Genomic DNA, 24,498 nt, shown 5'->3' on the forward strand with positions numbered 1-24,498 from the left:
CGCCGACGCCGCTGAGGCCGGCATCAACCGCATCTGCCAGGACCAACAGCTCGCATGGTCCTTCCTGGCCCACACCGGACTGGAAATCCACCCTCCAACACCACACAACTAACGAAAAGCTCAGTAGACGCACGCGCCTTTGCGGTAGTGACGGTCATGGATTGGTCAGGTGGTGCCACTGGATGGTTTGGTCGCAGATCGCGTCCAGGAGTGCGGGGTCGTGGCTGACCATGAGGGCGGCCCGGTCGTCCTCTCGTACCTGGGCGAGGAGGAGGTGAAGGAGGGTGGCGGCGCTGGAGGCGTCGAGCATGGCGGTCATTTCGTCGCAGAGCAGGTAGCGCGGATGGGCGCCCAGGGTGCGGGCCAGGCAGGCGCGTTGGAGTTGGCCGTCGCTGACTTCGTGGGGGCGGCGGTCCAGGAGGTCGGGGGTGAGCCCGACCAGGGCCGAGAGGCGGTCGGTTTCCTCAGGTGGTGCCGTGGGTGGGAGGTGGGCGGAGACGATGCGGCGGAGGGTATGGCGGGGGTCGGCGGCGGCTCTGGGGTGTTGGAAGACCACGCCGATACGGCGGCGCTGGCCGGCGGGTGCGGCGTAGCGGAAGCGTTGGACGGGTTGTCCGTCGAGGTGGAGCCGTCCGGTGCGGGGCGGGTGCAGGAGTGCCAGGACGCGGATGAGGGTGGATTTGCCACAGCCGCTGGGGCCTTGAACACCGATGATGCGACCTGGTTGGAGGGTGATCGACAGGCCGTTCAGGACGTTGGGACCGTGGCGGTAGCCGGCGGTCAGGTTGGTGGCGCTCAGCATCACGGGTCTCCAGCGGGATTCGTCGTGGTCTGTCGCGCGGGCTTGTGATCGAGGACCGGTGAGCCGTTGGGAGGGTGGGCGCAGGCGAGTGCGCGGCCGTTGGTCAGGCTGGTCAGGGTGGGGTCGTCGCGGCAGGTGTCGCGTTGGGGGCAGCGGGGCCGGAAGGCGCAGCCCGGTGGCAGGTCGGAGAGGTTGGGCGGGTGGCCGGGCAGGGGATGCAGGCCGCGGCTTGGAGTGGCGGCCAGGAGCCCTTGGGTGTAGGGGTGCCAGGGGTCGTCGAGCACTTGGTCGGCGGGTCCGCGTTCGACGATTCTGGAGGCGTACATCACGGCGAGGTCGGTGGCGGCGCGTTCGGCGGCGGTGATGTCGTGGGTGATGAGCAGGACGGCGCGGCCGTCGTCGGCGAGTGCGCGGAGTGCGTCCATGGTGTGGTCGACCAGAGGGCGGTCCAGGCCGGAGGTGGGTTCGTCGGCCAGGACGATGTCGGGGTCGGCGGCCAGGGCGAAGGCGAGTACGGCGCGTTGTGTCATTCCGCCCGACAGTTCGTGCGGGTAGCGATCCAGGGCGGCGGGATCCAGGCCGACACGTTCGGCGAGCCGGTCGGCCTCGGCGCGGCGGTCGCGTGTGCCGGGACGCAGTTCGCGCAGCGTTTCGACCAGTTGTGCGCGGACGGTGCGTACGGGGGTCAGGGCGGTGGTGGCCGACTGCGGGACCAGGGCGATGCGGCGGCCGCGGACTTGTCGTGCCAGGACGCGTTCAGGTGCGGTCGTGAGCTCCAACGGGGTCGGGTCGCGGTGCAGCCAGACCTGGCCGCGCACTTCGGCGTTGCCGGGCAGCAGGCCGAGCAGGGCCGAGGCCAGGACGCTCTTTCCGCAGCCGCTTTCCCCGACGAGGGCGAGCAGCCGTCCCCGGTGCAGTTCGAACGACACGTCGGTGACGGCTTGGACGATGGAGTCGCGGAGCCGGAACCGTACTGACAGATCCTGGGTGCTGAGTAGTGGTCCGGGTCCGGTCACAGCGCCAGCTCCGATCGCCGCCGGGGGACGATCCGGTCGCGCCACCAGCCGGCCAGGCCCGCCACCGCCAGGGTGACCGCGATGAGGACGCCGGCGGGTGCGGCGATCGTCCACCAGGCTCCGAGCAGGACATCGTCGCGGCTGTCGGCGACCATGGTGCCGAGACTGGCCAGGTGCGGGGGCAGGCCCAGGCCCAGGAAGCTGAGTGCGGTCTCGTGCCAGACCGCGTGCGGTAGTAGCAGCACCGCTGCCAGCGCCGATTGCGGGGCGACCGCGGGTAGCAGATGGCGGGTGAGGACGGTCATGCGGGACGCGCCGCCGGAGATCGCCGCGTCGATGTAGGGGCGTGTGCGCAATGACAGCACCTCGGCGCGGACGATGCGGGCCACGGTCGTCCAGTGCGTCAGTGCGATGGAGGCGATGACCGCGAGCAGCGACCCGCGATACAGCGCCACGATGAGGATGCCCAGCAGGAGGTGGGGCACGGCGTTGACGCCGTCCACCAGCCGCATGACGACCGCGTCCACGATGCCGCCCGCCGTGCCTGAGGCGGCGCCGACCAGGGTGCCGAGCACCGTGGCGACCAGGGCGCAGGTGACGGCGACGATCAGGGAGACGCGGGCGCCGGCGGCGGTGCGGGCCAGGACGTCGCGACCGGCGTCGTCGGTGCCGAGCGGGTGTCCTGGCTCGGGGGCGTGCCGGACCGCGTCGTAGTCGACCATCCCGGTCGCCGCGTCCCCGGCCATCAGCGGCAGCGACAGTATGAGAATGATCAGTGGCGTCAGCACGGCCGCGGACGCGGCCAGCCGGACCCGCGCGGATGCGGCGGCGCCGGGCCGTGCTGAGCCACCGGGACGGCGCCGCCCGGCGGGCCGCCACGTCTGGAGCCGGGATGCGGACCCGGCGGCCGGTTCGTTCATGGCCTCATCCATCGGCGGACGCTCTCGGATCGATCAGCAGGACGGCGATGTCGGCGCACAGGTTTCCGGCCGGCACCGCTGCGGTCGCCAGGAGGGTGAGCGCGACCAGCAGCGGGAAGTCGACGTTCAGCCCGGCACGGACCATCGCCCCGGCCACCCCCGGCCAGGAGAACACCTCCTCCACCAGCACCACACCCGTCACCAGTTCGGGCAGGCGGGTGCCTACCGTGGTCACGAACGGCAGCAGCGCCACCGGCAGGCCGTGGCGCAGCACGACGGTGCGTTCGGGCAGGCCGCGTGAGCGCGCGGCGGTCACATGGTCGTCGGCGAGCGCGACCAGCAGTTGCTGCCGCACGGTCAGAATCAGCCAGGGGAGCTGCGCGACCCCCAGCACCAGCGCGGGCAGGACCAGGTGCCGGACGGTGGAGCCCGCCCCGGACGCACCGGTGGCGTCACTGACCCCGCCTGCGGGCAGCAGCGGCAGCGCCACCGCGAACACGGCGATGGCGCCCAGGCCGAGCAGGAAGGTCGGCAGCCCTTCCAGCGAGTGCGCGAGGGTGACGGTGAACCGGTCGATCCACCCCCCTTGCCTCCAGGCCGACACCACTCCCAGCGTCAGCGCGAGCACTACGGCGACGGCCAGGCCGGTGCCGGCCAGCAGCAGCGTCCAGGGCAGCCGTTGTGCCACCACCTCACTGACCGGCTGGCCGAAGCTGCGGCTGGTTCCCCAGTCGCCGCCCAGCACGTTGCCCAGCCAGTCGCCGTACTGGGACCAGATCGGCTTGTCGAGCCCGAGTTCGGCGCGGGTACGGGCGATGTCGGCCTCGGCGGCGGTGAAGATCCGCGTCCCGTAGTACTGGTAGACCGGGTCGAACGGCGAGGCCGCGCCCAGCAGGAACACCACCGCCGACACTGCCAGCAGCAACGGGACCGCCACCAGCGCGCGCCGCAACACCATCCGCCGGGCCACGCGCCATCGCCCCGGCTTGTCCAGTGAGACGCTCACGCGCGGGGCGCCCATTTCTCCAGGTTCCACCACGGCCCCCACAGCGGGACGCCGTGCGCGTGGGGATCGACGACCGGCTGATAACCCGACCATTGGCCGCGCACTACGTAAGTGTGCATCAAGAAGACCAGGAACACCCACGGCGGGTCTTCCACCAGCCGCCGTTGCACAGCCCGGTACGCCTGAGCGCGTGATGCGGTGTCGGTGGCACGGCGCGCCTTGTCCAGCTCGGTGTCGACGATGGTGTCCTGGTAGGAGCCGGGGTTGTTGAAGCCGTCCTCGGCCTGCGAGGAGTGCAGCAGCCCATAGACGACCAGATCGGGATCGAGCGGGGTGCCGCCGCCCATCAGCAGCGCGTCCCGCTTCATCCTGGGCTCGATCGCGTCCCAGCCCAGCCCGACCAGGTCCACCTTGATGCCGACCTTGCCCGCATCAGAGGCGAACCCGCCGGCCAGTGCCTTGCGGACCGAATCATCGGCCGGATACATCAGCGTGAACCGCGCGGCCTCGCCGCCCCTGAAGCGCACGCCATCTTTTCCGGCCCGCCATCCCGCCGCGTCCAGGATCCGCGCCGCCTCAGCCGGATCGTGCCGGAACACCGCCGACGGGTCGGCGAACTCGCGCAGCACCTGCGGGACGGGACCGTAGGCGGGTTCGCCGCGTCCGGCCAGCAGCGCCCGGATCATCCCGTCCCGGTCGACCGCCAGGTTCAGTGCCCGCCGGATCGCCAGATCGCCGGTCACCGGGTTCTTCTGCGGCAGCATCACGCCGCGGTAGTCCGCGCTGTCATGGCCGTACACCCTCATGCCCTCGACGCCGGTGAACGTTTCCGCCAGCGCGGGCGGCAGGACCGTTCCATCGAAGTCCCCGCGCCGCATCCGCTGCGCACGCGTGTTGTCATCCGGGACGAAGACGATGGTGACCTTCTTGATCTGTGGCGCACCGCCCCAGTACCGGTCGTTGGCGGTCAGGACCAGGCGCTCCCCCTTGCGCCACTCGGCGAACCGATACGGCCCGGTGCCGACAGGACGGCTGTTGAACGGGGAGGCCTCCAGCTTGCCTCCGGTCAACGCCTCGGACGGAACGATGCCCAGCGTCAGCTTGTGCACGAACGGCGCATAGGGGTACCGCAGCCGGAACTCCACCGTGCCGGGCCCGGTCTGGCGTACCTGCTCCAGCATCCTGTACGAGGAGGCCACCGGCGAGGCCGCCTTGGGATCCAGCAGCGTCCGGTAGGTGGCGATCACGTCCTCGGGTCCGAAGGCCGACCCGTCGTGGAAGGTCACACCCGAGCGCAGCCGTACCGTCCAGACCTTCCCGTCCGCCGACGGCGTGGGCACAGTCGTGGCCAGTGCCGGCTGCGGGCGGCGCTGTGCGTCGTGCGTCACCAGCCCGTCGAAGATCTTGCCCTTGCCCTCTTCGGCGAAGCCCATCAGCGGGTGCAACGCCTCGTCTTCGTAGGGGTCGGCCAGGACCAGTCCGTCCTGCGCCGTCTGATCCTGGGGAGCGGCGCACGCCACCGCCATCGCCGCGGCCATGGCCGCGGCCACGACATACCTCAACAAACCACGCGAAGTGTCGCTCACGCCCAGGACGCTAACCCGGCACGCGCCTTATTGCAATCTTCTCGCAGTTACCTGACACTTGCAATTGGCCTCGGCCGTCGCACGCGGTCATCGGCTGGCATCGATGCGCTGAGTATGGAGTCGGTCATGGGTCGTCCACCGGCGAAGCTTCGCCTCGTGCCCCGGCCTGGCCGGGCAGTGCTGGAGAGGGCGGACATCCTTGTCGGTCTGTACCGTGCGGCTTTCCGCGTGCCACCGTGGAACGAGCCCACCAGCATGGCCGTGATGTTCGCCTGTACCGGTGGCTTTACGTACGACGCCAGCGCCATGTCTGGCGGGGGGCCTGGCTGCCGAAGCCAGGCCGACTGTAATGTTCGTCGGACTCCGCCCTTGACGGCGATGCCAAACCGGCCCCGCGTACGCTGATCTTCGTCCACGCCCGGGCGTGGGAGCGGCGCCCGCCAGACCTGCGAAGGACCTGAGCATGACCCGGGCCTGGCGGACACCGCAGTCTGGATGGACGGGTCAGGCGTTCTTGGCCGCGGTGAGCCGGGCGGCGACGTCGTTCCAGTTCACCAGGTCCCACAGCTTCTCGACGTAGTCCGGGCGCACGTTGCGGTACTGCAGGTAGTAGGCGTGCTCCCAGGCATCGAAGACCAGCAGCGGCGTCGAACCGATACCGACGTTGCCGTGGTGGTCATAGACCTGCTCGACGATCAGCCGCTTGCCGAGCGGTTCCCAGGCCAGCACGCCCCAGCCCGAGCCCTGCACGGTGGCGGTGGCGGTGGTCAACTGCTTGCGGAAGGCATCGAACGAACCGAAGTGTTCGTCGATGGCCGAGCCGAGTTCCCCGTCGGGGCGATCGCCGCCGTCCGGTGACAGGTTGTTCCAGAAGATCGAGTGCAGCACATGCCCGGACAGGTTGAAGGCGAGGGTCTTCTCCAGCCCGACCAGCGCGCCGAACTGCTCCTTGGAGCGGGCCTCGTCGAGTTTGTCCAGAGTGTCGTTGGCGCCCTTGACGTAGGTGGCGTGGTGCTTGGAGTGGTGCAGTTCAAGGATCTCCCCGGTGATCGCCGGTTCCAGCGCGGCGTAGTCGTCGGGCAGATCGGGAAGCTGGTAGGTCGACATGAGGACCACTATTGCAAGTCACCCGCAATTGCATCAACTTTGCAGAGGTGCCTGCTCGCGACGATCCAGACCACGCCGCCGCACGGGTGCGCTAGGCCACCGGCCGCCTACGCCTGGCCGGCCACCGCAGCACGACTCCCCGCCGCCAGGTACTGGAAGTGCTGGCGGCATCGGAGGAGCACCTGACCGCCGAAGCGATCCACACCCGGATCGCCGACAGAGGACGCACCGTGGCCCCCTCGACGGTGTACGGACGCTGGCCCTGCTGCGGCAGATCCGTATCGTGCACACCGTGCCGGCCGACGGTCATTTCACCTACGGACTGGCCAATCACCCCTTGGTGCACGCGTTCGGAAGGGTGAAGAACGAGGCGGTCCTCTCTGCAGGACTACTGGGGTCGTGATTCGGCCACCTACGACCGCGCCGAGGCACACCGGCCTCGGTCGTGGACGCTGCCTGGCGCGGGGCGTTGCTGCGGCCGCCCCCCACCACCCGCTCGAATACTGAATGTCGGCACTGGCACCGGGTTCGTGACGCTGTCGCCGGCGGGGTTCGGGACGTGGTCGGGCTCTACCTGGGCGCGCTGGTGCTCGCGGTCGTCGAGAAGAGCCGGATGCAGGCGATCGACCGCACCGACGCGATTCTGTCGGGCGCCACCGGCCTGTTGGCCGTCCTGGACCTGGCGTCGGGGCCGGTGATCGCCCAGCACCACCGCCACCAGGTCCTGCGGTTCCTCAAACTGATCGACGCCGCCCACGGAACTGGACCTGGTGCTGGACGGCCACGCCACCCACAAGACCGAGAAGGTCGAGCAGTGGCTGATCCGCCACCCCCGCTTCCACATGCACCCCCGGCCGGTAGTTCATGGCTGAACCTGGTTCGAGCGCTGGTTCGCCGAGTTCACCAACCGCAAACCGCGCCGCTCGGCCCACCGAAGCGTCGTCGAGCTGGAGCGCGATGTGCGCGGCTGGGTCAACGAGTGGAACGAGGGCTTGAAGCCTTGGTGTGTGGACCACGCCCGCCGACGAGATCCTTGAAACCCTTGCCGACTACTGCCAGCGGATTAACGACTCAGGACACCAGGTGGTGCGACTGCGGGACTGACCCCGCTGATCACACTTGCAGCTTGGTTGCGTTGTGTCGGCGAAGCGGATTGTCGGTTCTGACTGCACCTGTGCTCCATGCGGACGTGGCGCTCACGGGGTCAGTTGGCGCGTTCGTGTTCTTGTTGGAGTGGGCGCGGAATTTCGGGCTCTTTTGGTTGGGGATCGGGGGTTGATGCATTTGGCGAGGGGTGGGGTGCGCGTAGGTTGCGGATTGTGCCCCAGATTCCCTGGCGGAAGAGGAGGACGACCAGGATGAAGATCGTGCCGGTTATTATGCCGGTTTCTTCGAAGCCGGAGGTTGCCAGGCGGTCTTGGACTTGGACTATGAGGGCTGCCCCTATGGCGCCGCCCCAGAGGGTGCCGATGCCGCCCAGGACGACCATCATTACGGCCTGGCCCGAAGTCGTCCAGTAGACGCCTTCGAGTGAGGCGAAGCCGTGGCCGATGGCGAAGACGCCGCCGGCCGTCCCGGAGAGGGCGGCGGAGAGGACGAAGGCCAGCAGCTTGTACCGGTCGATGGGGTATCCGAGGGCGCGTGCCCGGTTCGGGTTGTCGCGGATGGCCACCAGGACGCGGCCAAATGGTGAACGGACGATGCGCCAGGCGGCGAACAGGCCCGCGAGGAGGAATGGCAGGCCCGCGTAGTAGAAGGAGAACGGCTCGGAAAGGTCGAGGCCGAAGAACTCGCGGGGGATGCCTTGCAGGCCGTTCTCGCCGCCGGTGACGTCCCGCCACTGGTTGGCGACGAAGTACACCATTTGGGCGAAGGCCAGGGTGACCATCGCGAAGTAGATGCCGGTCAGCCGGACCGACAGGAAGCCGATCGGGAGCGCCAGCAGTGCCGCGAACGCGGCTCCGCCCGCGACCGCCACGGGGAACGGCAGGCCCGAGTGCAGGGCGATCAGCCCGGTGACGTAGGCGGAGCCGCCCCAGAACGCGGCGTGCCCGAACGACAGCAGGCCGGTGAAGCCGAGCAGCAGGTCGACGGCCGCGGCGAACAGCGCCCAGCAGGCGATGTCCAGCGCGATCGGCGGATAGATCATCCAGGGCAGGGCGAGGGCGGCGAAAAGGCCGATCGCCAGGAGGAGCGGCCCGGTCCGGCGGGTGCGGGCCAGCCTCGACAGGATCACCGGAAAGCCTCCTCGCGTCCGAACAGTCCGGCCGGGCGCCACAGCAGGACGGCGGCCATCAGGATGAACACGAGCGTCTGCGACAGCGCCGGAACGTAGAAGTTGCCGAGCGCGGTCACCACGCCGACCGCGAACCCGGCGATGACCGAGCCGAACACCGAGCCCAGGCCGCCGATCACCACCACCGCGAACACCACGATGATCAGGTCGGCGCCCATCAGCGGGTTGACCGCGCGCATCGGCGCGGCCAGCACCCCGGCGAACCCGGCCAGCGCGACGCCGAACCCGAACACCGGGGTGACCCAGCGGCCCACGTCGATGCCCAGCGCCCGGGTCAGCTCGGGACGCTCGGTGGACGCCCGGACGATCATGCCCACTCGGGTGCGGGTCAGCACCACCCACACCGCGCCGCACACCAGCAGGGACGCGCCCAGCACGAACACCTGGTAGGTCGGGTAGGTGAACAGGCCCAGGTCGATCGTGCCGCCGAGTTGCGACGGGCGCGGGTACGGCTGGGAGTTGACCCCGTACCGCCGCTTCATCAGGTCTTGCAGGATCAAGGCCAGGCCGAAGGTGAACAGAAAGTTGTAGAGCGGGTCCAGGGGCGTGAGCCGTCTGATGAACAGCCGCTCCAGGACGATGCCGGCCACGCCCAGCAGGAGCGGCACCAGCACCAGGGACAGCCAGAAGTTCATGCCGAAGGAGTCGAGCGCGATGAACGCGCCGAAGGCGCCGAGCATGTAGAAGGCGCCGTGGGCCAGGTTGACCACGCCCAGCATCCCGAAGATGACGGCCAGGCCGAGGGCGAGCAGGGCGTAGAACGCCCCGCTCACCAACCCGTTGAACGCCTGTTGGAGCACGCCGGCCGCCTCAGAGCTTGCAGGCAGGGTCGGGCTGCGGCTGGAACGCCTGCGCCGCCGGGATGGTCTTCAGGATCTTGATGTAGTCCCACGGCTCCTTGACCTGGCTCTTCGGCTTCACCTCTCCCAGGTAGGCGTCGTGCAGAAGCAGATGGTCCTGGGCGCGGATGGTGGCGTTGCGGGCGAACGCGTCCTCGAACTTGTAGCCCTCGAGTTGCTCGACCACGGCGTCGGACTTGTCGGTGCCGGCGCGTTGCACGGCCTCCAGGTACTGCAGGGCGGCCGAGTAGTTGCCGGCCATGTTGGCGGTCGGCCGCTGGCCGACCTTGGCCTGGAACTTGTCGGCCCAGGCTCGGGACTTGGCGTCGAGGTTCCAGTACCACATGTCGGTGTAGCGGGTGCCGGCCAGCGCGTCCGGGCCGAGCGAGTGGACGTCGCTGAGGACCAGAAGCCCGATGGCCAGGCCGACGCCCTTGTCGCGCAGCTTGTACTCGTTGTACTGCTTCACCAGGTTGACCAGGTCACCGCCGGCCTGCATGGTGCCGAGCACCTGCGGCTTGGGGTCGAGGCCGGACGCCTTCAGCAAGAAGGTGGAGAAGTTGTCGTTGGGGAACGGCGTCGGGTCGCTCTTCACCACGTTGCCGCCCGCGGCCTTGATGGCGTTGGCGAACGTCTTCTCCATGTCCTGCCCGAACGCGTAGTCCGGGTAGACGATGTACCAGTTCTTGCTCCCGGCGTTCGTCACCTCGGTGCCGGTGCTGTGGGCGAGCATGTAGCTGTTGTAGCCGTAATGGAAGGTGTACTTGTTGCACTGCTTGCCTTCCATTTCGGTGCTCGCGGCGCCGACGTCGATGAACACCTTCTTCTTGTTCTTGGCCGTGGTGGCGACGGCGAACGCGGCCGAGGAGGTCGGCACGTCCAGGATCACGTCGGCGTGCCGGCGGTCGTAGAGCTCCTGCGCCTTGGAGTTGGCGATATCCGGCTTGTTCTGGTGGTCGGTGGAGATGACCTCGATCTTGTCGGTCACCGCCTTGTCGCCGTATTTGGCCTTGAAGTCGGCCACGGCCATTTTGACGGCCTCGACGGATTTACGGCCGGAGGTGTCGGCGTAGATGCCGGACTGGTCGTTCATCACGGCCAGCACCACCTTGCCGTCGCTGATCTTCCCGCCGCCACCGCCGGGTCCGCCCCCGCAGCCGGCCAGGAGCAGCCCCGCGGCGGCCAGGCCGCCGGTCCAGCGCATGAGCCTCATCAGGTCTCCTTTGTTTCCCAATCCCGGTCGAGGTAGGTCAGATGCCGAGGTAGCCGAGCAGTTCGTGCTCGCGTTCGCGGACCTGGTCGTTGTCCATCGACTCCACCACCCGGCCCTCGGCGAGCAGGTAGTGGCGGTCGGCGACGGTGGCGGCGAAGTGCACGTTCTGCTCGATCAGCAGGACGGTCACCCCGGCGGCCCGCACCTCGCGGAGGATGTCGCCGATCTGCTGGACGATCAGTGGCGACAGCCCTTCGGTGGGCTCGTCGCACAGCAGCAGCCGGGCGCCGGTCCGCAGCATCCGGGCCAGGGTGAGCATCTGCTGTTCCCCGCCCGACAGCTTGGTCCCGGGGAACCGGCGCCGCTCGCGCAGCCTCGGGAACGTCTCGTACACCCGTTCCAGCGGCCACGGCCGCGGGCCGTCGGTGCCGTCGGCCTTGTGCACCGGCGGAAGCGTCAGGTTCTCCTCCACCGACAGGGTGGCGTAGATGCCCCGGTCGTCCGGGACGAAGCCCAGGCCGCGGCGGGCCCTGCGGTGGGGGGCGAGGCGCGTGATGTCCGTGCCGGCCAGCGTGATCGTGCCCGTCGTCCTGCCGTACGCGCCGTGCAGTCCCATCAGGCAGCGCAGCAGCGTGGTCTTGCCCGCGCCGTTGCGGCCGATCAGCGTGACGATCTCGCCCTTGTCGACTCGTATCGACACATCGCGCAGGGCCTGCGCCTCGCCGTACCAGGCGGACAAACCGTCAACGCGCAGCATCGGAGTCTCCGAGGTAGGCGGTGATGACCCGCGGGTCGTTGCGGATCTCGGCGTACGGGCCCTCGGCCAGCACGGTGCCGCGCTGCAGGACGGTCACCCGGTCGGCGAGGCTGGCGACCACGTTCATGTTGTGCTCGACCAGGACCACGGTGCGCCCCGCCTTGATCTTGAGGATGAGCTCGATGGTGCGGTCGACGTCCTCCATGCCCATCCCGGCGGTCGGCTCGTCCAGCAGCAGCACCCTGGGGTCCAGGGCCAGCGCGAGCGCCAGCTCCAGGGCGCGCTTGCGCCCGTACGACAGCGAGCCCGCCGGGACGTCGGCGTGGCCGGCCAGCCCGACCTGGTCGAGCAGTTCGTCCGCGCGCCCGGCGAAGCGGTCCAGCGTCCGGTCCGAACGCCAGAACCGCCAGCCCAGGCCGGTGCCGCCGGCCAGCGCCAGCTCGACGTGCCGGCGCGGGGTCAGCTCGGCGAACAGGCTGGTGATCTGGAACGACCGGGCCAGGCCCAGCCGGGCGATCGCCTCGGGGGCACGCCCGGTCAGCTCCACCCGGCCCTCCAGCAGGACGCGGCCGGCGGTCGGTTTCAGGAAGCCGGTGAGCAGGTTGAACAGGGTGGTCTTGCCGGCGCCGTTGGGCCCTACCAGCGCGTGCACAGCGCCTTCGGCGATGTCGAGGTCCACCCCGTCCACGGCCCGGAACCCGCGGAACTCCCGGACCAGGCCCCGGGCCGCCAGGATGGGGGACGCCGGGGCCTGCGTCGCGACATTGCCTTCCATCAATGCGAACACACGAAGCTCTGGGCGCTGTTGGCGTCGCCCGAACGGTACTTGGGCCAGGACGGGTAATCGCACAGCGGACGGGTGATGCCGGTGCGGCCGTCAATGGCCACCGGCTTGGCGGGCGCCCGCCCCTTCTCGACCCACTGTTCCAGGGCCGTGAGCGAATCCCAGGTGCCGGCGAAGGCGACCGGGCCGAAGTTCGCGTGGTTGACGCCCGGAATGAGGTAGTACCGCAGGAACTTCCGGGTCTGCGCGGGGCCCACCTTTGCCTGCACCCGCCGGTAGTAGTCGCTCGTCGAGCGGTGCGAGACCAACTCGTCCGCGCTGCCGTGGAGGAGGAGCAGTTTCCCGCCGGAGCGCATGAAGGGACGCAGGTCGGAGTTGTTGCGGTCCTGAATGGTGGACAGGTGGCTGATCCGGGGAAGCCACTTGCCCGGGTGCCGGGGGTCGATGGAGAGGGAGTTGTAGCCGGGGTCCCTCGTGAGGAAGTACTTGACCCACTGGTCCCAGAACTGGAGCCCGTATCCGGCCGTCGACGGCATCGGGTTGGCGGGCGCGGTCGTGCCGAAGCCGAGGAAGGGCGTTCTCATGTCGGCCCCCGAAAGGAGGGGGAAGCCGGGGTATTCCCGCTCGCCGCTGGCGAGCCGGTACGGCCAGCGGAACGGTTTGGACGCCGCGACCACCGAGGCGATCTGCGCGTCGGACAGGCACGTCGGGCCCGCGTCGGCACCGTGGGGGCAGCGCAGCACCCGCGGGTCGAGCTCGCAGCCGTCGGCGTTCGAGACGATCTTGTCCTTGATGCCGTCGCGTCCGTCGCACGCGGCGATGGCGCTGTTATAGATGAGCCCCTGCTTCTCGGGCCCGGGGAATGCGCCGGGACGGGACATGATGCGCGCGAGGTAGCCGAGATAGATGATCTCGGCCGCGTTGTTCCATGCCGGGTAGGCGGAGATGACGCCGTCGAAGGAGCTGGGCCACCGTTGGGCGACGACCAGGGCCTCGCGACCGCCCGTCGAGCCGCCCGCGAAGTAGGTCCGGGCGGGCCCTGTGCCGTAGCCATGGCGGATGAGGTACATGGCGGCGTCGTGGGTCTTCTTGAGCGCGTCTCCGGCGGCGAAGTTCCGCAGTGCCTCGTCGTTCACGCCGAACGATCCGTCCAGGGATCCGGTGGGGCCGGCCTGGTGCCCGGAGTCGCTGGCGTAGGTGGCGTATCCGCGGGCCAATGGCGTCGGCCGATCGGCACGGCCGAGCGGCACGTTCATCGCGACGTCGGGGATGGTGCCGTTGTATCCGCCGCCGCCGAACATCATCGTTTTGCGGTTCCACTCGGCCGGCATGGCCACCCGCATCCTGATGTCCGGCGCGGCGGGGTCGACCGGGAAGAGCGCCGCGTCGACCCGGCAGTAGTCGACGGTCACGCCGCTCACGACCTGCGTCACGGACGTCGCCGACTCGACCCGGCCGCCCTTGGTCGGGAGGCCGATCACCGACGCCGGGATCGTCTTGCCCGTTAACCGCGCGCAGGCCGGGGCGCCGCCCGCCGCGAGAGAAGGCGCCGGTCCGAGGGCTATCACCGTGCCCACCGACGCTACGGCGATCGCCAGCCCGGCACGGATCGGCTTGGGTAGTCGACGGGCTCGCGGTGCTTGGCTCATTGCGGACCTCCTCGGGATCACATGGCACGCTGTGCCGTCAAATCCGCCAGTCTCGGCACCAAGTGCCGCTACTATGGCACGCGTCATAAGAGCTCGCAAGGGTCCGCAAGGGTCCGGGCATCGGCTGACTAGACTTCGCGCCACACCACGTCTTAGGGGGGCCGTCGGTGACTTCTCGGCGAATACTGGAGACCAAGTACCGGATCTCGGAGACGGCGATGGCCCTGTTTCTCGAGGAGGGCTACGAGAACGTCACCGTCGAAGCCGTCGCGGGCGCGTCGCGGGTTTCCCGCCGCACCGTCTTCCGGCACTTCGAGAGCAAGGACGAACTCGCTTTCCCCGACCACACCGAACGCCTCGGGCTGGTCCAGCGCCGCCTTGTCGAGTCCGATCCCGACACCGATCCGGTGGAGGCCGTGATCGCGGCCACCGAGGAGTCGCTGCGCGACTTTCTCGGCCGGCCCGAACTGGTCCTGCGGCGTTACAAGCTGACGCGCGTCGTCCCCGAACTGCGGAAGCGGGAGGTCATCGAGCACGAACGCTACGTGGCCCTCACCCGCGCGTTCCTGCGCGAGCGCCTTCCACCGGACACGCCGCCCTTTCAGCCGATGGGCCTCGCCGCCCTCATCGACGCCATCCACCGGTCCGCGCTCGGCAACTGGGCGCGCAGCGGCGGCAAGACCGACGCCATGGCCGAACTCTCGGCGGGAATGGAATGGATCCGCCGCCTGCTGGCCAGCCAATCGACCTTCTCCACCGCCCCGCTACTGCTCGCGGTGCTTCCGGACGCGCCGCAGACGCGCCGCGTCCTCAGTTCCCTGAAGGACGCGGCGCAGGAACTGCTCTGAAGAACTGCGTGACCTCGGGACGAGGTCAGGAATCGCGTTCGGCTCCGATGAGCACATAGCACATCAGGGCCGGCTTGTCGCTGCGGTTGTGCCAGGCGTGGCGCGTTCCCTGCTGGACGACACAGGCGCCGGGAGTGAGTTTGACCTCCTTGCCATTGTCCAGTTCCAGGTGCAATTCGCCTTCCAGGCAGATGCCGTAGTCGATCGTGTCGGTGGTGTGCATGCCGGGGTTGTCGGGCTCGAACACGTCCATCAGCCCGGGCAGCTTCTCGCCGGCCTCCGCCGCCAGTTCCTTCGGGTCGCCGACCTGCTCCGGGGCGGACGACTCCGGCGCCCACCGCAGGAACAGGATGCGGGTTCCCCCGACGCCGGGGAAGAACGGCGACAGCTTCGGCCGCCGGGGCTTGGTGCCCACGGTGGCATGCCCGTCCTCGGTGCCCCAGAACATGTAGAACTGCGAGCCGGGGATGGCGCCGACGCTGATGGGTTCGCCGGGCTGGTCGGTGACGAACACCGAGGTTCCGTCGGGTTCGCGGCCGGTGACGATGAGACGGGGTTCGATGGCCATGATCTCTGCTCCTTCGCGCCTTCGAGGGTGGGTGGCGGAACGCCGGCGGAGCGGGACGCCGGTCTGGCGGAACGCCGGCCGAGCGGGACGCCGGCCCGGCGGGACGCTGGCCTAGTGTTCGTGCAGTTGTCGCAGTTGCCGCTTGGAGAACTTGCCGGTGGCGGTCTTGGGGATCTCGGACACGAAGACCACCTGCTCGGGGATCCACCAGCGGGCGACGTGGCCTTCCAGGTGCTTGCGCACGTCGTCGGCGTCGAGCTCGGCCCCGTCCTTGGGGACCACGTAGGCGACCGGCCGTTCGCCCCACCGTTCGTCGGGCACCCCGATCACGGCGGCCTCGGCGACCCGGGCGTCGGCCATGATGGCGTTCTCCAGCTCGACGGAGGAGATCCACTCGCCGCCGGACTTCACCAGGTCCTTGGTCCGGTCGACGATCCGCACGTATCCGTGCGGATCGATGGTGGCGACGTCTCCCGTCCTGAGCCAGCCGTCCTCGGTGAAGGCCGGGCCGGGCTCGGTCTCCCCGAAGTAGCGCGCCGCGATGGTGGGCCCCATGGCCTGTAGCTCTCCGGGCGTCGTGCCGTCCCAGGGCACCTCCTTGCCGTCGTCGCCGACCAGACGTACCTCGGTCAGCGGAATCGCCGGCCCGGGCGAGCCGATGACGGCGCGCTTGGTGTCGGGGTCCAGGTCGTCGTGCACGGTCGCCAGCCGCGAGGTGGTCACCACCGGGCTGGTCTCGGTCATCCCCCAGGCGTTGGTGAGCGGCAGCCCGATGGCCTCCTGGTACGCGCGCGACAGCGCGTCGTCGACCGCGCCGCCGCCGGAGATGATCATCCGGACGCTGGACAGGTCGTGCTGGGTGAGGTAGGGCCGCATGCCGCGCCAGACGGTGGCCACCGCGCCGGAGAACGTGACGCGGTACCGCTCCATCAGAGAGATCAGCCCGGCGGGGTCGGTCATCGGCCCGGGCAGGACCAGATCGGCGCCGCTCAGTATCGCCGCGTACGGCAGTCCCCAGGCGTTCACGTGGAACATCGGGACGACAGGCATGATCACGTCGCGCTCGTTGATGCCGAAGCTGTCGACCGCCAGCAACAGCACCGCGTGCAGGACGACCGAGCGATGGCTGTAGAGCACGCCCTTGGGATTGCCGGTCGTCCCGGAGGTGTAGCAGAGCGCGGCGGCGGTGTTCTCGTCGGGTATGGAGAACTCCCGATCGAGGGGTGTGACCTCGGCGAGGAGGGTCTCGTAGTCCAGGATCCGCGGGTCGTCCGGGATCGGCGCGTCGGCACCGTCGTCCATGACGATCGCGTACCGCATGCCGGCGTAGCCCGAGATCACCGGCCAGACGACGGGCAGCAGCGAACGGTCGATGAAGATCACGTCGTCGGCGGCGTCCTCGAGGATGTAGCCGATCTGCTCGCGGTACAGCCGATGGTTGACGGTGTGCAGGATCCGGCCGGCGCACGGCACGGCCAAATACAGCTCGACATGCCGTTGGCTGTTCCACGCGAACGTCCCGACGCGGGCCTGGTCGGGAACCTGCAGATGGTCCAGCACCGCCGCGAGGCGGCGGGTGCGCTCGCAGACCTCGGCCCAGGTCGCCACCGTCTCATCGTCGGCGGCGCGGCGCGTCACCACGCGCTTGTGCCCGAAATAGCGCTCGACCCGCCGGAGGACCAGCGGAAGGGCCAGGGCTCTTTCCTGCATCAAACCGTGCATCCGGTCGGCGTCCCTTCTCGCAGGACAACTTAGTGAGCGCATAGTTAGTACTCTGCGGGTTGGTTGTCAACACTTGACGCCCGCCGGAAACCGCAGTAACTATGCGCTCAGTAAGTGCGCGTGGGCGCCACAGACCAGGGAGAGTCCGGCATGCGCAAGGGAATCGTGGTCACGGCCAAGCCAGGGGTCGACGACCTGGCCGCACGGGCCGAAGAGCTCGGGTACGACAGCTTCTGGGTCTACGACACACCGATGGTCAACGGGGACCCCTTCATCGGCCTGGCGCAGTGCGCCAAGGTCACCGACCGGATCAAGCTCGGCGTCGGGGTCACCTCGCCGGCCCTGCGCTCGGCGCCCGCCAGCGCGGCGGCCTTCGCCAGCCTCAACGCCCTCGCTCCCGGCCGCGTCATCTGCGGCATCGGCACGGGCAACACCGCCCGCCGCACGCTCGGCATGAAGCCGACGACCATGGCGACCCTGGAGCGCTTCACCGGCCAGCTCCAGGCCCTCACCTCCGGCGGGACGACCGAGTACACCGAGGGCGACAGGACGCGGGAGATCCGCTTCCTGCACGTCGGCGACTACGTGAACACCGAGGCCCCGATCGAGTTCGTCGTCGCCGCCTTCGGCCTCAAGGCCGCGCAGATCGCCGGACGACGCGGGGCGGGCACCATCTCCTTCGGCCTGCTCGACCCCTCGACCTGGACGGCCTTCGTCGAGGCCCGCGACAACGCGGCCAAGGAAGCCGGCGTAGAGGTGCGGGGCGACTCCTACGTGATGACCTCGATGCACATCCTGGCCGACGGCGAAGACCCGTACGGCCCCGCCGCGCGCGACTCCATGGGGCACGTCGCGATGGCCCTGCTCACCTTCGCCGCCGACAACCCCTCATTCCAGGAGAATCTGGAACCCGAGGAACGCGACGCCGTACAGCGCCTCCTCAAGCGGCGCGGGACGACCGCCACGGCCGACGACCGCCACTTCGTCCTCTACGAGAACTACCTCGGCCGCATCTACCCCGAGGACCGCGACCTGATCGTGCCGTCCCTCGTCGACAAGCTCGGCCTCGTCGGATCCCCGGACGACCTGCGCAAGCGGGTCGCGGCGCTGGAGGCGAGCGGCATCGACGAGATCGTGATTCAGCCCGTGCTGGACCCCGAGCGGGAGATGGCCGACTTCGCGCGGCTCTTCTGAGCGTCGATGGCGGCGAAACGTGGTTCGCGGCGCCGTGTCGCGCCGGCGATGATCCGGCTCGACGACGCTTCCGAGCGGCTGTGGGACGCCGAGCTCCCCGACGTGGCGAGGGCCCTGCTCAGCTCCGCGGTCCTGTGCTTCGCGGCCAAGGGATTCCACGCGACCACCACGCGGGACATCACGACCAAGATCGGGGTCTCTCCCGGGGCCCTGTACGTGCACTTCGAGTCCAAGGAAGAGGTGCTGTACGAGATCGTCCGCGTCGGCCACACCCGGGTCCTGGAGGATCTGCGGCGGCTGCCCGCCGACGAGGACGCGCGCGGCTACCTGTGCGGCGTGGTCGCGACGTTCGTGGCGTGGCACGCCAGGCACCACACGGTCGGCCGGGTCTGCCAGTACGAGCTGGGCGCGCTGTCGCCCGAGCACTACGACAAGATCCTGGCGCTGCGCGGTGAGATCAACAACATCTTCCGGGAGGCGATCCACCGGCGCGTCGGAGATGCGCGCATCTCCGACGCGCCGGCGTCGGACGCGAAGGTCGCGCCGGTGTCCGACGGGGACGTGAACGCGATCGCGCGGGCGATCCTGTCCCTCGGGGTCGATCTGGTGCGCTGGTACCGGCTCGAAGGCACCGACACCCCATCGGCCCTCGGCGAGTTCTACGCCGACCTCGCGATCAGGATGACCGAGAGCGGGCGGGCACCGGGGCCGACGGAGTAGGGCGTCACGCCACCGGGACGGCGACCCGGATGGCGAGCATGCGGGCCTCGCGCGCCGCCTTGCGGGCATCCTCGTGGAAGTCGGGCGCGGCACACGCGAACAGGGTCCTGCCGTCCGCGCCGCCCAGGCCGCAGGCGTACACCGGTGTGCCCGGCTTGATCTCGTCGGTGATCTGTCCGCCCTCGACCACGCGCACCAGCCGCTCGCCGATGGCGTCGGCGGCCCAGAGGCCGCCCTCCGCGTCCAGGCAGCAGCCGTCCGGGGCGACGGAGACCTGGGCGAGCGCCTCGCCGACGGCGCGTTCGGTCGGGAGCGGCCCGAACTCCGCCCACACCCGCCGGTTGGTGAGCGAACCGTCGTCGGCGATGTCGAACGCCGTGATGCGGTTCCCGAACGTCTCCGCCACCAGCAGCACGTTCTCGGGGGTGATGACGCTGCCGTTGGGGAACCACAGGTCGTCGGCCACCTTCGTGACCCGGCCGTCGGGGTCCACCCGGTGCAGCGCGGCCGTCTCCAGCGGGTCGCCGGCCATCAGGTCGAAGCCGAAGTTGCCCACGTAGGCGCGGCCCCGCGCGTCCACGACCATGTCGTTGACGTGCCCGGTCGCGTGGTCGGCCAGGTCGGCGTGGACGGCGAGCGTCCCGTCCGGCTCCCTGCGCAGGATCCTGCGGTCGACCATGGAGACCACCAGCAGCCGTCCGTCGGGCAGCCAGCCGAGCCCGGACGGCTGGTTCTCGACGAGCGCCTCCTCGCGCTGTTCGGACCCGTCCTCGGCCATGGACATGACCTGGTGGGTGTAGAAGTCGGAGAACCAGAGCCTCCCGCCGCGCCAGCGCGGCGCCTCCAGGAAGCGGAAGCCCTCCGCCACGGTCGTCGTTTCGGTCATTGTCGTCCTCCCTTGGCGCTGACTGTTCCTGACGTCCGGTGAAGCGTCGCGTCCGCACGATGGGCTCGGAGCCGGTCCATCGCCTGATGCAGTCCGGGGCTCTCGATGGCGACGATCCCTGCGAGCAGCACGGCGTAGAGGAGCTGGGTGGAGTAGTCGGGCATGGCCGTGACCGCGACGACCTGGGCGAGCAGCGCCACCGACAGCGCCCCGGCCAGCAGTCCGAGCGGGGCGCCGCGGCCACCGGCCAGGGACACGCCGCCCACCAGCGCGGCCACGGCGGCGAGGATCAGCGGTTGCAGGCCCGGATCGGGGTTGGCGGAGGCGTGGCTGTAGCTCAGCAGGGCACCGCCCAGCGCGGCCAGCGTGCCCGACAGCGTGAAGATCCCGGCGATCCGCCGGTCCACGTTGACGCCCGCGACCCGGCTGGCCCGGCGGTCGTCGCCGATGGCGCGCAGTTCGCGTCCCAGCTTGGTGCAGCCCAGGACGAGCGCGGCGATGAGGAAGGCCACGAGCGTCAGCAGGCTCCGGGGCGAGAAGATCCCGGCGATGGTCCGATCGACCCACAGCGTCGCACCGTCGTTGCCGAAGGTCTTGCTCTGGCCTCCGGAGATCGTGTACGCCAGCCCCAGCAACGCGATGTAGGTCGCGAGCGTGACGGGAATGGACGGGATCCGCAGCCGCGCTATCAGCCCGCCCTGCACCGCGCCGATGGCGGCGCCCGCCGCCACCGCCGCCAGTACACCGAGAACGGGAGCCGTCCCGCCGACCTGGACGGCGAGCATGCCGCCGAACGCATAGGTCCCGGCCACCGACAGGTCGAACTCGCCCGCGATCATCGTGATCCCGAGCGCGAGGGCCAACAGGCCCAGCTCGGCGAAGCCCTGCAGCGCGTTGTAGACGTCGAAGGTCTCCAGGGCCTTGCCGCTCACCATCGGCGAGCACGCGAACAGGACGAGCACGGCGGCCAGGGAGACCGCGGGGATCAGACGGTCGGGCGCGGTGAGCCGAAGGCGCGTCATCGGCGGCCTCCGTTGGCGCGCACGTACACGAAGACGACGACGGCGAGCACGAGGAGTCCCTTCACGAGTATTTGTACGCCGGTGGAGAACCCGCGCAACAGCAGTACGTCCGAGATGAGGGAGATCAGCACCGCGCCGCCCAGGGTCTGCAGGGCCGACCCCCGTCCACCGGCGATCGCGGTGCCGCCCAGCAGCACCGCCGCGATGGCGTCCAGCGAGAGCGTGCCGCCCAGCGTCACCGTGGCGGAGGTGTTGAACGCGGCGAGGAACACCCCGGTCAGCGCGATGCACGCGCCGAAGAAGGCCCACGCGATCACGGTCACCCGGCCGACCGGCAGCCCGGCCGCGCGGGCCGCGGCCCGGTTCTCCCCCACCAGGTACATCTGCCGCCCGGCGGTCGTGCGGCGCAGCGTCCACTCCGCGAGGACGGCGACCGCGAGCAGGACGTACACGGCCAGCGGCAGGGCCAGCGGCGTGGCGTTCAGCGCGTCGAACGCCTTCGCCTTCGGGTAGACGGTCGTGCCGTCGCTGAACCAGGTGGCGGCGCCGCCGAGCGCGAACCCGGCGGCGATGGTGAGCACGATCGGGTTGGCGTTCCAGTAGCCGATGATCGCGCCCTGCGCCGCGGTGAGCGCGACCCCGGCCGCGAGCCCGATCAGCAGGGAGACCGCCAGCCCCAGCTGCTGCATGCTCAGGAACAGCATCGCCACCATGGTCGCGGTCTGCGCGGTGGCCAGCGACACCACCGAGCCGGAGATCATCACCAGCGTGGCGCCGATCGCGGTGATCCCCACGAACGACGACGAGGCGAGGATCGCGCGGGCGTTGTCGGCGGTGAAGAACCGCGGTGTCGTCACGGCCAGCGCGACGAGCACCAGCACCAGGACGGCGGGGCCGATGTCGTACGCGCTCGGCCGCCAATTGCCGGGCATCCCGGTGGCCGGCGCGGGATCGGCGGCGCCCTCGGGCCGCGGGTGCGGCGCGGCCGTCACCGCGCCGCCGGTGGAGTCGTCGGCGCTCGTCATTCTTCCCCTGCTCCATATGTCATGTCGCGCATCAGCCTTGCGCTGTCGGCATCGCCCTTGTACCTGCTCACCGCCCGGCCGTCGCGCATCGTGATGATCACATCGCCCAGTTCGAGCAGCTCCTCCAGCTCGGTGGACGCGAAGACGACCACGAGCCCGGAGTCGGCGGCCTGGCGGAGCAACCGGTGGATCGCCGCCCGGCCGCCGATGTCGACGCCGCGGGTGGGCTCGTCCAGCAGCAGGGCGTGGACGTCGTCGCGCTCCAGGCACCGGCCGACGAAGACCTTCTGCTGGTTTCCGCCGCTCAGCGTCGCCACGCGATGGCCGAGCCGTTGCTGCGGCAGACCGGACCGTTCGGCGAGCGAGCGGGCGGCGCGACGTACCCGCGGCAGGTTCAGCACGCCGCCCCGCCCCAGGCCGGGCAGCCGGGTCGCGACGAGGTTCGACGCGACGGACTTGTCCAGGAACAGTCCCTCGGACTTGCGATCGTTGGACACGAAGGCGATCCCGGCGCGCGCGGCGCCGACCGGGTCGCGGAACGGAACCGGGCTGCCGTGCAGCTCGACGGTTCCGGTCGCCTTCGGGTGCAGTCCCGCCAGGGCGCGCAACACGTCGGACGCGCCGCTGCCGAGCTGCCCCGCCAGCGCGTAGATGACGCCCTCCTGCGCGGTGAGGGTGAAGTCCTCCAGCCGTCCGGGGACGCGCAGGTGCTCGATCCGCAGCGCGTGCGCGAGGTCCCGGGCGGGCTCGCGGACGGCGGCGGGACGGTGCGGCGCCTCGCCGAGCATCTGCACGATCAGCTCGTCCACCGTCAGGTCCTTCGCCGGCGTCGTGGCCACCTCACGGCCGTCGCGCAGCACCGTCACCGAGTCGCACAGCTCCAGCACCTCCGACAGCCGGTGCGAGACGAAGACGACCGAGCAGCCGGTGGCGGCGACCCGCCGGATCGCCGCGAACACGCCCTCGCTCTCGGCGTCGCTGAGCGTGGCCGTGGGCTCGTCCAGGATCACCAGCCGGGCGTTCTGGCCGAGCGCCTTGGCGATCTCGACCAGTTGCCGGGTGCCGATGCTCAGTGTGGACAGCGGCTGGTCGGGGCTGATGTGCGCCAGGCCCAGGTCGTCCAGGATCCGGCGGCAGCGCGCCACCGCCTCGCGCCGGCGGCTGACGAACGGCGCGTCGATGTCGCCGAGCAGCACGTTCTCCAGCACGGTCAGCGCCGGTACGACGCTCAGCTCCTGGTCGACCAGCGCCACGCCCGCGCGCTGGGCGGCCCGGCGGCTGCGCAGCTCCACCTCCTTCCCGCCGATGACGATGCGTCCGGCGTCGGGCGTCAGCTCCCCCGACAGCATCCGCACCACGGTGCTCTTGCCCGCGCCGTTGTGCCCGCACAGGCCGTGGATCTCGCCGGGCCCGACGGTGAAGGAGACGTCCCGGACCGCGGGGACGCCGTTGAACGAACGGGCCAGACCCTCGACGCGCACCTCGGTGCCGCCGTTGGACCGCCCAGTCTCCTGCGCGCTCACGCGTGGCTGCATTGCTCGGCGTACTGGTCCACGTTCGCCTTGGTGATCCGCGCCTCCTTGACGATCTCCTGCCGCGGCGGCTTCTTGCCCGTCAGGTACCGGACGACGTAATCGGCGGTCTGCGCGGCGATCGTGCCGGGATCCTCGGTGGCGGTGCCGTACAGCTCGCCCGCCTTGATGGCGTCGATGCCGGCCTTGAAGCAGTTGCCGCCGGTGACGACCAGTCCCTTCTTCCCGGCGACCGGGAAGCCCGCCTGCTTGGCCGCCTGGATGATGGGCAGGGCCATGTAGTCGGCCATGCCGTAGGCGGCCTGCACCCCGTCCTTGCCGTGCTTGGCGAGCAACTGGCGGGCGATGGTGCCGGAAAGCTGCGGATCCCAGTTGGCGTCCTGCTCGTCGACGACCTTGTACTGCGGCGCGGTCGCCATCACGCGGTTGAAGCCCTTCATGCGGTCCTGGGTGACGAGCATGGACTTGGTGCCCGCGAGGACGATGACGTTGCCCGACTCGCGGCCCTGCGCCTTGAGCCCTTCGATGATGTTCTGCGCGGCGAACTCGCCGAGCTTCTCGTTGTCGGAGAGCACCGCCATCACGTCGTTCGCGACCGCCGGGTCGGGACGGCCGTCGACGGCCAGCACCGGGACCCCGGCGGACTTCGCCTTCTTGATCGGTACCACCATCGCCTTGGTGTCGAGCACCGCGGTGACGATCAGATCCGGCTTCTGCGCGATGGCCTGGTTGAACTTCTGGACCTGGGTGCCGGGGTCCATCGTCGTCAGATCGTTGATCTTGACGCCGGTGGACGCCAGCCGGTCCGCGAACACCTTGTTGTAGTAGGCGCCCCACGGGTTGGACTTCCCGTAGCCGACCAGAGCGATCGTCTTGCCCTGGAGCGACTTCCCTGAGGTGCTCGCGGAGCCCGACCCGCCGCCGCACGCGGTGGCCAGCAGGGTCAGCCCGAGCACGCCGGCGGTGAGACCGCCGCGCAGTGGTGTGGTGATGCGGAACATGGGCT

Annotated in this window: 23 protein-coding genes; 4 read left to right on the forward strand and 19 right to left on the reverse strand. The window is 69.9% G+C overall.

Going from position 1 to position 24,498, the window contains the following annotated elements:
- Positions 1–154: 154 nt before the first annotated feature.
- The 6 genes from QSK21_RS00005 to QSK21_RS00030 all read right to left on the reverse strand — a co-directional run bounded on the left by QSK21_RS00005 (position 155) and on the right by QSK21_RS00030 (position 6,437).
- Positions 155–802: an ABC transporter ATP-binding protein gene (locus tag QSK21_RS00005; RefSeq protein WP_285692473.1), complete on the reverse strand. Its 648-nt coding sequence runs from the start codon at positions 800–802 to the stop codon at positions 155–157.
- The gene (locus QSK21_RS00010; RefSeq protein WP_285692475.1) at positions 802–1,818 is read right to left on the reverse strand and encodes an ABC transporter ATP-binding protein; all 1,017 of its coding nucleotides are present in this window, start codon (positions 1,816–1,818) and stop codon (positions 802–804) included. Before QSK21_RS00010 ends, QSK21_RS00005 begins: the two co-directional genes overlap by 1 nt.
- Positions 1,815–2,738 (reverse strand): ABC transporter permease, encoded by a 924-nt coding sequence (locus QSK21_RS00015; protein ID WP_285692477.1) that lies wholly within the window; start codon positions 2,736–2,738, stop codon positions 1,815–1,817. The genes QSK21_RS00010 and QSK21_RS00015 overlap by 4 nt, the downstream gene beginning before the upstream one ends.
- A 4-nt stretch (positions 2,739–2,742) precedes the next feature.
- A complete protein-coding gene (locus QSK21_RS00020; protein WP_285692479.1) occupies positions 2,743–3,744 on the reverse strand; it encodes an ABC transporter permease in 1,002 nt (333 codons plus the stop codon).
- Positions 3,741–5,330 carry an ABC transporter substrate-binding protein gene (locus tag QSK21_RS00025; RefSeq protein ID WP_285692481.1) on the reverse strand — a complete coding sequence of 530 codons (1,590 nt, stop codon included), beginning with the start codon at positions 5,328–5,330 and terminating at the stop codon, positions 3,741–3,743. The genes QSK21_RS00020 and QSK21_RS00025 overlap by 4 nt, the downstream gene beginning before the upstream one ends.
- 504 nt (positions 5,331–5,834) lie before the next feature.
- Positions 5,835–6,437 carry a superoxide dismutase gene (locus tag QSK21_RS00030; protein ID WP_285692483.1) on the reverse strand — a complete coding sequence of 201 codons (603 nt, stop codon included), beginning with the start codon at positions 6,435–6,437 and terminating at the stop codon, positions 5,835–5,837.
- A gap of 113 nt (positions 6,438–6,550) precedes the next feature.
- Between QSK21_RS00030 and QSK21_RS36025 the strand changes: the two genes are divergently transcribed.
- Positions 6,551–6,799, forward strand: a complete 249-nt coding sequence (locus QSK21_RS36025; protein WP_352231240.1) for a transcriptional repressor — start codon at positions 6,551–6,553, stop codon at positions 6,797–6,799.
- An 842-nt stretch (positions 6,800–7,641) separates the two neighbouring features.
- Here the strand turns inward: QSK21_RS36025 and QSK21_RS00035 are convergent.
- The 6 genes from QSK21_RS00035 to QSK21_RS00060 are packed head-to-tail and all read right to left on the reverse strand — an operon-like array spanning position 7,642 to position 13,975.
- Complete coding sequence (locus tag QSK21_RS00035) at positions 7,642–8,673, reverse strand: branched-chain amino acid ABC transporter permease (protein ID WP_285692485.1); 1,032 nt, start codon at positions 8,671–8,673, stop codon at positions 7,642–7,644.
- Positions 8,670–9,533 carry a branched-chain amino acid ABC transporter permease gene (locus tag QSK21_RS00040; RefSeq protein WP_285692486.1) on the reverse strand — a complete coding sequence of 288 codons (864 nt, stop codon included), beginning with the start codon at positions 9,531–9,533 and terminating at the stop codon, positions 8,670–8,672. The genes QSK21_RS00035 and QSK21_RS00040 overlap by 4 nt, the downstream gene beginning before the upstream one ends.
- A gap of 10 nt (positions 9,534–9,543) precedes the next feature.
- Entirely contained in the window at positions 9,544–10,785 is a 1,242-nt protein-coding gene (locus QSK21_RS00045) for an ABC transporter substrate-binding protein (protein ID WP_285692488.1), read from the reverse strand.
- Between the two features lie 37 nt (positions 10,786–10,822).
- A complete protein-coding gene (locus QSK21_RS00050) occupies positions 10,823–11,542 on the reverse strand; it encodes an ABC transporter ATP-binding protein (RefSeq protein WP_285692492.1) in 720 nt (239 codons plus the stop codon).
- Positions 11,529–12,317, reverse strand: coding sequence for an ABC transporter ATP-binding protein (locus tag QSK21_RS00055; RefSeq protein ID WP_285692494.1), 789 nt, complete (start codon positions 12,315–12,317; stop codon positions 11,529–11,531). Before QSK21_RS00055 ends, QSK21_RS00050 begins: the two co-directional genes overlap by 14 nt.
- A complete protein-coding gene (locus QSK21_RS00060) occupies positions 12,317–13,975 on the reverse strand; it encodes a tannase/feruloyl esterase family alpha/beta hydrolase (protein WP_285692495.1) in 1,659 nt (552 codons plus the stop codon). The genes QSK21_RS00055 and QSK21_RS00060 overlap by 1 nt, the downstream gene beginning before the upstream one ends.
- A gap of 167 nt (positions 13,976–14,142) precedes the next feature.
- On the opposite strand from QSK21_RS00060, the gene QSK21_RS00065 reads away from it, so the two are divergent.
- On the forward strand, positions 14,143–14,823 hold the full coding sequence (locus QSK21_RS00065; protein ID WP_285692496.1) for a TetR/AcrR family transcriptional regulator: 681 nt from the start codon (positions 14,143–14,145) through the stop codon (positions 14,821–14,823).
- Between the two features lie 25 nt (positions 14,824–14,848).
- On the opposite strand, the gene QSK21_RS00070 is transcribed toward QSK21_RS00065, so the two are convergent.
- Entirely contained in the window at positions 14,849–15,391 is a 543-nt protein-coding gene (locus QSK21_RS00070; protein WP_285692497.1) for a cupin domain-containing protein, read from the reverse strand.
- Positions 15,392–15,502: 111 nt separating this feature from the next.
- A complete protein-coding gene (locus QSK21_RS00075; protein ID WP_285692500.1) occupies positions 15,503–17,101 on the reverse strand; it encodes a long-chain fatty acid--CoA ligase in 1,599 nt (532 codons plus the stop codon).
- A 162-nt stretch (positions 17,102–17,263) separates the two neighbouring features.
- On the opposite strand from QSK21_RS00075, the gene QSK21_RS00080 reads away from it, so the two are divergent.
- Positions 17,264–18,307 (forward strand): LLM class flavin-dependent oxidoreductase, encoded by a 1,044-nt coding sequence (locus QSK21_RS00080; protein WP_285692502.1) that lies wholly within the window; start codon positions 17,264–17,266, stop codon positions 18,305–18,307.
- 6 nt (positions 18,308–18,313) lie between these two features.
- Positions 18,314–19,027: a TetR/AcrR family transcriptional regulator gene (locus tag QSK21_RS00085; protein ID WP_285692505.1), complete on the forward strand. Its 714-nt coding sequence runs from the start codon at positions 18,314–18,316 to the stop codon at positions 19,025–19,027.
- Between the two features lie 4 nt (positions 19,028–19,031).
- Here the strand turns inward: QSK21_RS00085 and QSK21_RS00090 are convergent, their stop codons facing one another.
- From QSK21_RS00090 to QSK21_RS00110, 5 genes are read right to left on the reverse strand one after another with little or no spacing between them, the layout of a single operon-like run.
- The gene (locus tag QSK21_RS00090; protein ID WP_285692506.1) at positions 19,032–19,913 is read right to left on the reverse strand and encodes an SMP-30/gluconolactonase/LRE family protein; all 882 of its coding nucleotides are present in this window, start codon (positions 19,911–19,913) and stop codon (positions 19,032–19,034) included.
- Positions 19,910–20,935: an ABC transporter permease gene (locus QSK21_RS00095; protein ID WP_285692508.1), complete on the reverse strand. Its 1,026-nt coding sequence runs from the start codon at positions 20,933–20,935 to the stop codon at positions 19,910–19,912. The genes QSK21_RS00090 and QSK21_RS00095 overlap by 4 nt, the downstream gene beginning before the upstream one ends.
- Positions 20,932–21,960: an ABC transporter permease gene (locus QSK21_RS00100; protein ID WP_285692510.1), complete on the reverse strand. Its 1,029-nt coding sequence runs from the start codon at positions 21,958–21,960 to the stop codon at positions 20,932–20,934. The genes QSK21_RS00095 and QSK21_RS00100 overlap by 4 nt, the downstream gene beginning before the upstream one ends.
- On the reverse strand, positions 21,957–23,483 hold the full coding sequence (locus QSK21_RS00105; protein ID WP_285692512.1) for a sugar ABC transporter ATP-binding protein: 1,527 nt from the start codon (positions 23,481–23,483) through the stop codon (positions 21,957–21,959). Before QSK21_RS00105 ends, QSK21_RS00100 begins: the two co-directional genes overlap by 4 nt.
- The gene (locus QSK21_RS00110; protein ID WP_285692514.1) at positions 23,480–24,493 is read right to left on the reverse strand and encodes a sugar ABC transporter substrate-binding protein; all 1,014 of its coding nucleotides are present in this window, start codon (positions 24,491–24,493) and stop codon (positions 23,480–23,482) included. Before QSK21_RS00110 ends, QSK21_RS00105 begins: the two co-directional genes overlap by 4 nt.
- Positions 24,494–24,498 lie beyond the last annotated feature (5 nt).

Origin of the sequence: Actinomadura sp. NBRC 104412 (assembly GCF_030269515.1) — a bacterium.
In the GTDB taxonomy this organism is placed as follows: Bacteria; Actinomycetota; Actinomycetes; order Streptosporangiales; family Streptosporangiaceae; genus Spirillospora.